6 protein-coding genes and 1 tRNA gene are annotated in these 13,633 nt (G+C 42.8%); 3 read left to right on the top strand and 4 right to left on the bottom strand.

Annotated elements, in window-relative coordinates:
* The first annotated feature begins 73 nt into the window (after positions 1–73).
* The 3 genes from Q0465_RS10970 to Q0465_RS10960 all read left to right on the top strand — a co-directional run bounded on the left by Q0465_RS10970 (position 74) and on the right by Q0465_RS10960 (position 5,087).
* Positions 74–988, top strand: coding sequence for a dihydrodipicolinate synthase family protein (locus Q0465_RS10970; RefSeq protein WP_298616164.1), 915 nt, complete (start codon positions 74–76; stop codon positions 986–988).
* A gap of 105 nt (positions 989–1,093) precedes the next feature.
* Positions 1,094–3,865 (top strand): cyclically-permuted mutarotase family protein, encoded by a 2,772-nt coding sequence (locus Q0465_RS10965; RefSeq protein ID WP_298616161.1) that lies wholly within the window; start codon positions 1,094–1,096, stop codon positions 3,863–3,865.
* Between the two features lie 40 nt (positions 3,866–3,905).
* Positions 3,906–5,087 (top strand): AGE family epimerase/isomerase, encoded by a 1,182-nt coding sequence (locus Q0465_RS10960; protein WP_298616325.1) that lies wholly within the window; start codon positions 3,906–3,908, stop codon positions 5,085–5,087.
* Between the two features lie 349 nt (positions 5,088–5,436).
* On the opposite strand, the gene zupT is transcribed toward Q0465_RS10960, so the two are convergent.
* The 4 genes from zupT to Q0465_RS10940 all read right to left on the bottom strand — a co-directional run bounded on the left by zupT (position 5,437) and on the right by Q0465_RS10940 (position 13,602).
* Positions 5,437–6,240 (bottom strand): zinc transporter ZupT, encoded by an 804-nt coding sequence (gene zupT, locus Q0465_RS10955; RefSeq protein ID WP_298616159.1) that lies wholly within the window; start codon positions 6,238–6,240, stop codon positions 5,437–5,439.
* Positions 6,241–6,376: 136 nt separating this feature from the next.
* Positions 6,377–6,467, bottom strand: a tRNA-Ser gene (locus Q0465_RS10950).
* A 98-nt stretch (positions 6,468–6,565) separates the two neighbouring features.
* On the bottom strand, positions 6,566–8,923 hold the full coding sequence (locus Q0465_RS10945; RefSeq protein WP_298616157.1) for a BamA/TamA family outer membrane protein: 2,358 nt from the start codon (positions 8,921–8,923) through the stop codon (positions 6,566–6,568).
* A gap of 2 nt (positions 8,924–8,925) precedes the next feature.
* Entirely contained in the window at positions 8,926–13,602 is a 4,677-nt protein-coding gene (locus Q0465_RS10940; protein WP_298616154.1) for a translocation/assembly module TamB domain-containing protein, read from the bottom strand.
* Positions 13,603–13,633: the final 31 nt, after the last annotated feature.

Here is a 13,633-nt window from a genome sequence, read left to right as displayed (position 1 = left end):
TTTGTATTTCCAGTTTTAATTGCAGAAAAACAGGCATTTATGTAAAGCGGAAATACGTTCTAATAGTAAAAAAATGGAAAAAATTAAAGGATTAATTGATGCCCCTTTTACACCGTTTTATGAAAACGGGGAAGTAAACTATGAACCGATAGAGGCTTACGCAAAATTATTAAAAAACAACGGTCTGAAAGGCGTTTTTATAAATGGCTCTTCGGGAGAAGGATATATGCTCACAGCATCCGAACGGATGAAACTGGCGGAAAAATGGATAGAAGCAGCTCCTAAAGAATTTAAAGTAATCGTACACGTAGGGAGCACCTGTGTAAAAATGAGCCGTAACCTGGCCGCTCACGCTCAGGAAATCGGTGCCTGGGGGATCGGTGCTATGGCGACCCCTTTCCCTAAGATCGGACGTGTAGAAGAACTGGTCAGATATTGCGAAGAAATTGCTTGCGGAGCACCGGAATTACCCTTTTATTACTATCATATTCCTGCTTTCAATAATGCTTATTTACCTATGCTCGATTTTTTAAAAGCTGTAGACGGACGTATTTCTAATTTTGCAGGGATTAAATACACTTACGAAAGCCTATACGAATACAATCAATGCCGGCTTTACAAAGCAGGTAAATTCGATATGCTCCACGGACAGGATGAAACGATTCTGCCGTGTTTGGCTATGGGGGGAGCACAAGGCGGTATAGGGGGGACGACTAATTACAACGGGCGCGCATTGGTAGGCATACTGGATGCCTGGGCAGAGGGAGATATAGAAAAAGCCAGGGAGCTACAAAATTTTTCCCAGGCTGTAATCAATGTCATTTGCAATTACCGGGGGAACATCGTCGGGGGTAAACGGATCATGAAATTGATCGGTCTGGATTTAGGTAAGAACCGCACTCCTTTCCGGAACATGACCGATGAGGAGGAAAAAGCAATGAAAACCGAACTGGAAGCGATCGGTTTCTTTCATCGTTGTAATCGCTGAAAAATCAAAGATACTTCTTTCATCCGGACAATTAATTTGCAGAACAGATAAGCCATAGCTCTATACACCCCTATAAAGGAGAAATCTTTAGTATTATATAAAATTATGAAGATAGCCGTTTTACACTATCTCCTGTGGTCAGTAATATTTATTTCCATTTCTGTAGAAGCAGGAGCTTATACGGGACCGGTTAATACCGGAGTTGACGTTTTACGAGAAAAAGATAGAACAGGAAATTACACTGACACCCTTGTGCCTATAAGGGATAATCACCACAATACAGCTAGTTTGAAAAAACTGGCTGACCTGGTCGTTTCGGAAAAGGAAGGTCTCCGTCAAGGGGTTTCCGCCCCTTATGCCGGTTTGATTGAAAATCGATTAATTGTAGCCGGAGGTTGTAATTTCCCTGCAGGTGCTACAGCTGACAGTGCGAAAAAGGTTTATTACAAGGATATTTATATCCTAGAAAACCCGTTCCAGGAAAAGGCCCGTTGGAAAAAAGCCGGGAAATTACCCCGGGAAGCAGCCTATGGCGTAAGTATAAGTATTCCGGAAGGAGTTCTTTGCATAGGCGGCAGGAATGAATCCGGAGCGTTCAGGGAATGTTGGCTATTGAAATGGGATGCCACCCAATCGCAGGTCGTCCCGGAAAAATGGCCTGATTTACCGTTCTGTATAGACAATATGGCCGGAGCTTCAGGAGGAGGAAGGGTATATATCGCCGGGGGAAATATCGAGGGAGAACCCGCAAATCGGTGCTTTTCCTTAAAATTGGAAGATCCGCAGGAATGGGAAGAACTGCCCTCTTTTCCCGGTAAAGGCCGGGTACAACCGACAGCTGTTGTGCAAAATACTGCTGAAGAAAGCCGTTTTTTCATTCTGGGCGGTTACTTTCCAGGAGAGGCTGGGAAAGCAGGTCATGTATATACTGACGGCATTTCATATAGTCCCCGGGATAAAAAATGGTACCCGGTAGCCGAAATTCTGCCTTATGGTGAAACTCAGGCAATGGCTCTGACAGGAAGCGCAGCTGTCTGTTCCGGAAGTCATCACATCTTATGTATAGGCGGGGTCAACAGGGAACGTTTTGAAAATGCCATAAACCGTCCTTTTTACATGGAACAAGCCTGGCAAACCGGGAACGATTCCCTTTGGAAGAACTTGTCGGAAGAACAGAAAAATTATCTAAAACACCCTCGGGAATGGTATCACTTTAACAGCCGTTTACTCCTCTACCATACGCTGACAGATTCCTGGATTACGGAAGGGTATTTTCCTCAATTAGCACTAGCAGGAGCAGCAGTTATTCCTTATCAGAAAACCTGGATTATCGTCAACGGGGAAAGTAAACCGGGTTTCCGCTCCACCGGTGTATATGCAATAGAATTAGGTACCCGGACTCATTTCGGGTGGATCAACTGGAGTGTTCTGTTTATCTATCTGCTGGGGATGTTACTTTTAGGTTACTACTTTATGCGCAGGGCTGCGAGTAGCGACGACTTTTTTAAGGGAGGAGGACGAATTCCCTGGTGGGCAGCCGGAATTAGTATTTATGCCACCATGCTGAGCGCCATCACCTATATGGCCATTCCGGCAAAATCTTTCGCTACGAACTGGACTTACTATCCTATGTTGATTACGATACTGCTGGTATCCTTTCCCGTTATAAAATATTATTTGCCCTTTTTCCGCCGGCTGAATGTAACCAGTGCCTATGAATATTTACAATTGCGTTTTAATTACACCACCCGTTTTATGGCCAGTATTTTATTCATTTCTTTTATGGTTGCCCGTACAGCATTGGTACTCTACCTGCCTTCCCTGGCCTTGACAACAGTAACGGGAATAGATATTTATATCTGTATTATTTTAATGGGAATTGTAACCGTTATATATTGTACTATGGGAGGAGTAGAAGCCGTCGTTTGGGGAGATGTTATCCAGGGTTTTATCCTGGTGGGGGGAGCGCTGTTCGCTGCAATTTATCTGATTTTACATACAGAAGGAGGAGTAAGCGGCTTTATCGACATAGCCCTGGACCATGATAAATTCCGGCTTTTTAACTGGAGTTTTGATTGCACCAAAGCCGTTTTCTGGGTTGTCATATTGGGAGGTATTGCCAATAATCTAATCTCTTACACTTCCGATCAAACGGTTATCCAGCGCTATCTGACCACGAAAGATGAAAAAAGCGCCGGAAAAGGAATTCTGATGAACGGTTTTATGAGCGTATTTATTTCTGTCATTTTTTATCTGATCGGTACCGGACTATACACCTTTTTCAAATCCCGGCCGGGAGAATTAGATTATACCCTTTCCAACGGGGATGCAATATTTCCCTTTTTCATGATGAGCCAGATGCCCGTAGGGATGGCAGGCTTACTGATTGCAGCAATCTTTGCGGCAACCATGTCGACAATAGCTTCCAATATCAATTCTACTGCAACGGCATTTTCCATGGATATTTTCAAGCATTGGACTCCCCGGAGCAGCGACAAAAAAATTTTAAGCATAGCCCGCTGGGCATCTTTTATTGCCGGAGGGTTAGGGACAATCCTGGCTGTTATGATGGCTACCTGGAATATATTGTCGTTACTGGATTATTTCAATTCCATTTTGGGATTGTTGTCGAGCGGCCTGGGCGGATTATTCATTATGGGTATCTTTTTCGACCGCATTGATGCCCGCGGTGCTTTATTAGGTTTTGTCTCAGGAACTCTGGCCGTGTTGGTATTGAGTATTTATACCCCCGTATCCTTTTTATTATACGGGGCAATAGGTATTGTCATCTCCGTAGGGATAGCCTTCCTTTTCAGTTTATTTTTCCCTCTGAAAAAACGGCAGCAAGGCCTGACCTGGAAACAATTAAAACATTGAAATCATTAAAACACAACATTGATAAAATTAAATGGCGATGATTCATTTCGAAAAATTAGCAACACAATACAAAAGTGAATTATTGGATAAGGTACTTCCTTTTTGGCTGGAGAAATCCCAGGATAAGGAATACGGAGGATATTTCACCTGTTTAGACCGGAAAGGAAATGTATTCGATACCGACAAATTCATCTGGCTGCAAGGACGGGAAGTATGGATGTTTTCCATGCTTTACAATAAAGTGGAAAAAAAACAGGAATGGCTGGATTGTGCTGTACAAGGAGCCGAATTTTTGAAAAAATACGGACATGACGGAAACTACAACTGGTATTTTGCCCTGAGCCGGGAAGGACAACCTTTGGTAGAACCTTACAATATTTTTTCTTATACATTTGCGACCATGGCATTCGGACAATTAAGCCTAGCTACAGGTCGTCAGGAGTATGCCGATATAGCCAAGAAAACGTTTGACCTCATCTTGTCGAAAATAGATAATCCGAAAGGGAAGTGGAATAAAGCTTATCCAGGCACACGCAATATGAAAGGATTTGCCCTGCCGATGATTTTATGCAATCTGGCTTTGGAAATAGAGCCTTTGCTGGAAAAAGAATTCATGCAAAAAACAATAGAAACTTGTATACACGAAGTTATGGACGTGTTTTATCGTCCGGAACTGGGGTTAATTGTAGAAAATGTTTCTACCAGAGGCGAATTACTGGATAATTTCGACGGCCGCTTACTGAATCCCGGACATGCCATAGAAGCCATGTGGTTTATTATGGACCTCGGAGTACGTCTCGGGCGCAAAGAACTCATCGAAAAAGCGGTACAAATTGCATTGCAGGAAGTGAGATACGGCTGGGATCAAAAAGAGGGGGGAATTTTCTATTTTATGGATCGTCTGGGGCATCCGGTACAGCAATTGGAATGGGACCAGAAATTATGGTGGGTACACATTGAAACACTGATTTCCATGCTAAAAGGTTATCAACTGACCGGATCCCAAGAATGCCTCGACTGGTTTGAGAGCGTTCATGATTACGTATGGACGCATTTTGCCGATCCGGAATATCCGGAATGGTTTGGCTATCTCAACCGACAGGGAGAAGTACTCTTACCCCTTAAAGGCGGAAAATGGAAAGGTTGTTTCCATGTCCCCAGAGGTTTATACCAATGCTGGCAAATATTGGAAAACCTAAAAAAACACTCTTCAAAATATTAAAGGGGATAAGCGTTAGAGGATGAATGAAACTTCGTGCCTGGTTCATATTTGCCAGACGCTCCTGTGGATATACCTCTCTGGTTCTGATGAAAAATGAACCCGGTACGTCAGTTTCGTTAACATACATAACATTTATCTATTTCTCCGACAGAACATTTACCTGAGCTTGTACCTCTGCAAACCGCCATTTCTTATTATAAATTTTTTCCGGCCAATGTTTCCGGATCTGGTAAATCCGTTCTTCGCATATTCCATGAGCAGAATTTTCAACCTCCTTAAATTTATTTCAGAAAAAAAGCAAATAATCTGTCAGACGTTTACAGATTACCATATGCCAATATAAATATTTTTAAGCCAATAATACCAAACTCAAAGCCATGACCCCCATTCCGGTCACCAATCCATAGATCGACACGTGGTGTTCGCCATATTCACGGGCGGCCGGCAGTAACTCGTCCATGGAGATAAATACCATAATACCGGCTACTGCAGCAAAAACCCCGCCCATAACCATCGGTGACATAAATGGCAGCAATATTCCCCAAGCCAGTAAAGCGCCGACCGGTTCTGCCAGTCCTGAGAGAAAAGATAAACGAAATGCTTTTTTCCGGTCGCCTGTGGCATAATAAATAGGTACCGATACAGCTATTCCTTCCGGAATATTGTGAATGGCAATAGCTACGGCAATAGCAATTCCCAGGGTAGGGCTTTCCACCGCAGCAGCAAATGTAGCTATTCCTTCCGGGAAATTGTGAATCCCGATCACCAGGGCCGTCATTACCCCCATCCGCATCAAGTGGCCGTTTTGGGGAGGACGGGCATCCATACATTCCACCGCTTTTACTTCATGGGGATTTTCGAAAGACGGCACCAGCCGGTCGATCAGCCCAATCAGCAGCATGCCACCGAAAAAGAACAGCACGGCCATTCCCAATCCGGGTTTCGTTCCCAATTCAGCGACAAATAAATCCTGTGCCTCACTAAATATTTCAACAAACGATACATAAATCATCACTCCCGCTGAAAGTCCCAATGAAAAAGATAAAAAACGCTTATTGGTATGATGAGCAAAAAAAGCGATCATACTTCCTATCCCCGTAGCCAATCCGACTAACAAAGTAAGTAAAAAGGGAATCCAAAGATTTTCATTCATATATTTACCGAACCAGTTTCTACAAAAATAAATATTCCCTTTCAATAAACATATCCCTGCAAAAGGGTATTAGGGGTTCGAATCCCCCATAAATCAATCAAAAAAGAGTTAACTTTTTCAAGTTAACTCCTTCATCTGGCGGAGAGAAGGGGATTCGAACCCCTGATACCCTTTTGAGGTATACCCGCTTTCCAGGCGAGCCAGATCAGCCACTCCTGCATCTCTCCAATACAGCGGGGGCAAAGATAGAACAAAAAGAAAAAAATAAAAAATAAAAAAGGAAAAATCAGCGATAAAACCGGATTTTAATTTTCTGACATTCTCCCTAAAACGGATAGCCAATGGCCAAATTCAATACCAATCCGTCGTGGAAATTATAACTCCTGATATTGAAATAACCAGATTTTCCCGTATTATACGGAGCATGTAATGCTACCCCCAAATCCGCCCGTACAATAATATACGTGATATCGTAACGCAATCCAAAACCCGTCCCTAAAGCAATTTCTTTCCAAAGTCCTTTTAAACGGAATTCCCCACCCGGCCGCTGTTCTTCTTTCCTCAGTAACCAAATATTTCCAGCATCAGCAAAGACTGCACCATTGAAACGGCCGGCAATTTTAAAACGATACCCGATATTGGCTTCTAACTTAATATCACCGGTCTGATCCAGATAAGCCGTGACGGTTTTCCGGGGTGGATGATAACTTCCCGGACCAATGGAACGAATTTGAAAGGCCCGTATACTATTAGCCCCTCCAATGTAGAATTGTTCGCTGTAAGGCATAACTTTCGCATTCCCATAAGCATAGCCGATTCCTCCCATAAAACGCATGGCCACCTGAGAATTATCGGAAGTCTTTTTGTATTTAATAATTTCCGTCGTCAATTTTAAAAACTGGGAATAACGATTTCCCAGTATTTTTCTTCCTTCCCCGGTTTCTCCGAATAGAGCCTGTACGCCCGAAATGATATTTCCCGCCTGAGTCAGAGAAGTCTGCCAGAAAATCCGGTTGGGGTTCCGGTAAGTTGCGGCCCGGTCGAAAGTATATGTATAAGACATAGAAGGAATAAACTGATTCTTAAAACTCAGAGCAATAGCCGGGTTATTATTCAAAGTGGAATCGAATTCATGGGAAGTACGTAACAAATGCGTATAACTCAACTTGAAAGGAACAACAGAATGGTAATTCCGTCGGGAGGAGTTAAAATCATAGGTTGCACTTCCCCAGAAAGAAATCATCCGGAAATAGCTATGGCGATTTAAAAAATCAGTACCGATTTGAAAATTAGTCCGTTCCTGCCGGTCCCGCGTTGTTTTCAAAAATTTCGGGACCAATAGACGCGGGACCGACAAATTCAGATTAATACCCAACTCATAAGAATTTACTAAACCGGACTTCCCCTTTGTTGTCTTTTCCCCTCCAATCTGCCATTCATAAGCTCCGTTCAATTTTAAAGAAAACGTCTCAGCCCGCTTGAACATATTTTTATTGTTAAGACTCAGTATCAAACCCGGCCCCAATAAGTTATTGGATTTGGAAGCCAAATCCAGTTCAATCTCCGTTTCTATCGGCAAAGCATAATCTGCATAAATTTTATAGTTTAACAACCTGCTGCCGACCGAATCCGCCGGATCGATAGTCAGGTTGACAAATTTAAATACCCCCAACTGCACAAATTCCCGCTGAGTACGGCTTTGACGCCAGGCCGTATAAAGTTGTCCGGGTCTCACATTGACAGCCCGGGCCAATATTTTCGGTTTTAATGTTTCCGGAGGGGTATAGTCCAAGCGGAGTCCGTTGTAAAATAGGGTATCACGGGGCAGTCCACTGTCATTTCCGGAAAGCGAAATATGCACTTCTTTGACATGATAAGGGTAAAAAGCCGGAGAAGGTATTCCCTGCTTTAAGCCAATCCGGACGTCAGCAATCCCATGCCGCCGGGTGGTATCTGCCAAAAATTCAATATAAGAAGGCTGGAAATAATAATAACCTTTGTTTCGTAACAGATCGGAAATCCGCTGCCTTTCCTGCTCCATTATATTAATATCATACTGCTGACCGGTTTTAAGTAAACTAAAACGCATAGACCGCCGGACAATACTATCCATTTCTCCCCTCCAGCCCCACAATTCTATACTGCCATAACGGAAAGGCTGAGGCAGTTTCACCCAATAACTGATCCGGGCTTTTTTCGGATTGTGTTTGTGCGGAACAATTTCATAACGGGACTCTACACCAAAAAAACCGAAATCCTTCATATTATTTTCCACCATACCCAATCTCAATTCGGGTTGTACATCCGATATCAAAACAGGTTTTTTAGACAACTTCCGGTACAGCCACCATTTTAAGCCCTTCTCTTTTTTTATATTCCAGTTGTATACCCAAAGTCCGATAGGGAAAGGGCTCCGTACATAAGGAGAAAATAAGGGATTATTCGGAGGATAGGATAAAGGAGTGGTCAAAGCTGATTTTTCAGGACCTTGCAATTTCAATTTCTTTGGTGTCTCTATCTTCATTTTTTTCACTCCCGTATACAGTACTTCTCCTTCCGTCAGTTTTTTAGTTGTCGAACAAGCAAAAAGCAATAGGGAAAAACAGAGAAAAAAGAAAATGTTACGTCCTGTACGAAACAGGCGTTTATTTCCTTCCGGATAGAATTTACATCTCCTCATCATCCTTATTTTTTACTTTGATTATCCCGCATGATCCGTTTTGACTTCCGGATAAATAAGTCTTTTACTTTCCGGAAGCTTTTCCGTAAAACGATACCGAAACCGGTTTGGGTAACTTCCCCTTCCAATACACTTTCATAATTCGTATGTCTGAAAATTTTCAAGAACCAATTCCGGTTTTTACTAAACATATATTCAATAGCGATATCGTCCACCAGATTTTGTTCCATACTTGTTCCCGGATCATTATCGGTTGTAACCCGCCCTCCTATTTTCACATTTATTTTATCATTAAACAATTGTTTCGAAAATTGATAGGAGACGTCTGTTTTCTTCACTTCCTGTCCGCCGGCACCAATCTGATTATAACTATCGATACCGAATGTCAGTCCGGCATTTTTCAAATATTTACGGCTCCATTGATTCAATTCTTTTTCAACAAAATTATTCAATGTATTATTGGCATTATTACCGGAATTCATCGTTCCCGGTCCCGAATAAGTACCATAAATCAATAAATTCATGGCTTGTTTTGTCCGTTCTTCTGCAGAAAAGGCAGCCAGTTGGGTTTGAATTGCCTGGTCGTTCGGAGCCGAAAGGTCAAAAGTGATCTGCGGCTGATTCAGACTTCCTTCTATCCGGATGATAGCATCAAAACTGACCAGCCGGGAACTTTGATTATCTTCGGTAACGCTCACTCTTACGGATTCGCTGGCGGTAATATATAAGGAAGGGTTCTCCAGCGGCCCCGTCCATTCCACATAGCTTCCGCTCCGGATTGTAAAATTCTTCTCTCCGACAACCGGAATGCCGTAACGCACCATTCCTCCGCTTAAAGTATATTTTCCGGCCAGATTATTCCCTCCTTCCGGATTCATCGAATAAATCAAATTACCTCCTCCCTGTATAGCCACCTGGTTATCTCCCTCTTCGGACAAATGAATCACGACATTTACGGCATTTCCGATCTCAACAAACAATTTCATCGTAAAGCTACTGTTATTGATCCGGTTCGTCAAAAAATCTTTTTGTAACAAAGTCGTATCCCGGAAAGAGACAAAACGGACCAATTCTAGGCTACGGTCTTTCAATTGAGGAGTTGAACTCTTTATCACGTAATTGATGGAAGTATTGTTCAATAAATGGATGCCGCCGGTCAGATTCAAAGCATTAAAAGGGCCTTTCAGGCTAATTCCGATATCAGCATAAGCTTTTCCATATAATAAGGAAACCGGATTCTGCTTTACATTGATCACCTGAAAATTATTAGCCTTAAACTCCATATCCATCCGCATATCCGAAAACGGAGTCAAATTCAACGACCCATTTACCAGCAACGCCTGCCGGTTAGGAGCTGTAAAGGCAAAATTACGAAACAAGATCTTCCCTTCTTCTACTGGTATCAAGGCAGAATCCAGACCAAAAACAGTACCCAACAGGATTACCTCTGCACTTCCGTCCCGGAAAGCAAGTCCTCCATTTATCCGGGGCCGGTCTAGATCTTCCCTCAATTCAATCCTTCCCTTCAAATCCCCATTCAGTTTGACCACATCTGCCGGTAAAAAAGCATTCACAATATAAAGGGGTAAAGAGGGGATATCCAGATCGACATCTATCTCCCGATTCTGTGCTGCAGTCGAAAATCTCCCTTTTACAATCACTCTTTGCATTTTGTCTAAATACAGCGCAAAATTCACGGCGTGGTTTGTGAAACGATTGGCCGCATCGTACTTAATATTCAACAAAACATCCCCTATCCGTTGTTTCTGGTAATAAAAATTATTAATAGACAGATTTCCGTCTGCAATCATGTGATCCTCTACAGAATAGAGCAACAAATCTGTATTTAAAATCCCGCTTAAATCCGGTATAAAAGGGATAACATTGGTAAGTGCAGCCAAATCAATCCCATTGATCTCAATCTGTAAACGTTCTTTTTCTTCCCCTGCATCCTCCAGCGATTGCATGCTCACTAATTTTTCCTGATAAGCTATCCGCAGATCCGCTGTGATTTGTCCTTCAGGACCAATTATAATCCGGTTATCAGCGTTTACGATCCACGTACTATATCCCAATACCGGATTTTCCGGGAATAAACGAATAACAAATGAACTGTCCCTCAGGATTAAATCAGCACCGATATGTACTCCGACCTGACCTTCCTTATTCTTCTGGCACAATTCAACTTCTAAGCGGTTTTGGCGGATATAGCCCGATGCCTGTACATTATACAAATCTTTCACGATTCCCTGAGGATTCATGGCCTGTAAATTATAGGTTATACCTGCCCCCTGCTGACTGATATTCAAAACAACAGAATCCAGTTCCACTTTATCTAAAACAGGATGTAAAACAGTAGAATTCAGGTGAAAGCCACTCTCCTCATTCGAAATAACAGCTAATGTAATTTCCTTAAAAAGTATCCCTTTGGATTTCAGGTATTTTCCCATTACATTTTCGGTACTCCCGCTTATCTTCATGCGGAAAAAAGGGAATAAAACCTGAATTTTTTCCATGTCAAAATCCCGTTCACGGATTTGCTGTTGTATTTCTGTAACAGCAGCCGAAAACAAAGGAGGTAACTGAGTAATGAGGGTATCCGCACGGAAAGTCATGTGAAAATCACCCGATACCAGGTCGATATTGGTTTGCCGCCTGTCGCTAACCAGATGTAACAAAAGGTCTCCCAGAGTGTAAAAACCCCGTCCATCGTCTATGCGTACCCGTTCTATTCCAACATTTAACAGATAATTATCGGTTTTTTCTACAGCAGCATTTATTTTAACTCCCATAGCCAAAGACAAGTCCTCCCGGGAAAAATTCAATTCTTTCAAATTTGCATTTCCGATCTCTCCTTCTACTCCCAATACATAACGTTTATCCAGAGAATCGGCCTGGAAAGTAAGCTGTAATGTCAAATCCGGATCTTCACTTTTCAATTCTCCATTCAACTTCATCTGATTGATGTCAGCGTTCAGCCGGATCTCCCGGTAATTGTGCCTTTTGTATTCCAGATTCCCGATTTCTACGGCAAGGCGGCTTTCTGCTTTTTTCAAATCGATACCTTTCCCGGCCAACCGGATATCCGCCGTTACAGTTCCCAGAGAATCAGCCGGTAAAAAGGGGGCTATATCAAAGCTATCGGCCTGTATATGCAAATCGTATGCGGCCGCAGGAACAGAATAATAACCGGCTATCGTCAGACAACCATTATTCCGGCACAATTCCGCATGCGGATACAATTCTCCTTTTGAGGCGGAAACTTCCAGGTCAAGTTGAATATGGGAGGGAATTTCAAAATTTCCCTCTACCAGATTCTTTACAAAAGCGACATTCTCCAAATTCCCCTTTAATACAAGATCTCCGGATACATCCCGTATATTCTGTATGGACGTAAATTGTCCTTTTGCCTGCAAATCAAAACAGCCGGCTATCGAAGTTCTCAAACGCTTTAAACCGATCCGATCCTGAGAATAAGCAAATTCGGTCTGAATATTCAGTTTCTTATCAGCAATTTCCGCAGGTATATCCTTCCAGAATAGACGTATATCCTCCATTCCAACGGAAGCTTCCAATTTCACTTTCAAAGGAGACTGCCGGATGATCCCATCAAGGGGGGCTTCAGAAAAAGCATTCAGGCGGACAGAGCTGTAAGGGGTACGGATAGACACATTTCCGGCCTCCGTATAAGTAGAATCCAGATCTATACGGGCCTGCATCTGTTCTATCTGTCCTCCTTCTTTTCGGACCAGCTGCAACTGATTCAGATCTGCCCTTATTACAGTTCCCCGATTATAGACACTATCCAGTTGTACCCCGATATGGGTTAAATTCATTTCAAAATACTGTCCGGTACTTTCCGAAAGGGCAAAAGCATAATCTTTCACTTCAACACTCCCGGCTCTCACCGTCCACAGAGAAGTGGTATCCGATTCCGGCACTGGTTCAGGTTCCGGAACAGCAGCAGCCGACGTCTTTATACGACACACTCCCTCTGCAATCTCTACCCGCTGCACCACTACTTCCTGCTTTCCGATATCCACCTGCCCTTTTGTGATGCCGCCCTTTTCCACCCGGGCCGATAATAAGGGTAAAGTCAAGGTTTTCATATCGTAACTGACCCGGGACAATTCCACCTCATCCAGGTAAAATTTCCAATCAAAAGGTGCAGCATTTGCCGTATCTTTTTCTTCCGTCTCTTTCCCTCCCAATAAAGAAACGGCTCCTTCTGCCAACTTCAATTCCCGGACCTCTGCTTCTTTAGTTTTTAAATCAACCCGGTCTGCTTTCAAGTCCAGCGTATCCAAGCGGACGGACAGTCTCATCCCGGTAGTATCATTTTGCAGCCGGAACTTCACCCGATTGAGTACCAATTCTTTTACAGCCAATTCTTTCCGGAAAATCCGCTTTATTCCGACATCTATATGAAGCTTCCCCACATAAGCAAAAGTATCTGCTACCGTTTTCCCGATATATACCTCTTCCAGCGTTAAGTCCAAAGGGAACCTCAGCGCCAGATTTCCGACTTCTACCTGCATATCTAATTTCTTTGCCGCGTAAGCTACCGCTTTATTTTTTACAAACCGTTGTACAGGAGGTAAATAAAGCAGAATTACCAACAACACCAGAAACAGGATGATTCCCAGAATCGTACGGAAGAAATATTTAAATACTTTTCTCATATTTTTGCATTCGCCCGAATATAACACAAAT

The sequence above is a fragment of the uncultured Odoribacter sp. genome, assembly GCF_937966165.1.
Taxonomy (GTDB): domain Bacteria; phylum Bacteroidota; class Bacteroidia; order Bacteroidales; family Marinifilaceae; genus Culturomica.
Note: the sequence above shows the minus strand (reverse complement) of the source record. Positions and strands in the feature narration are given on the sequence as shown.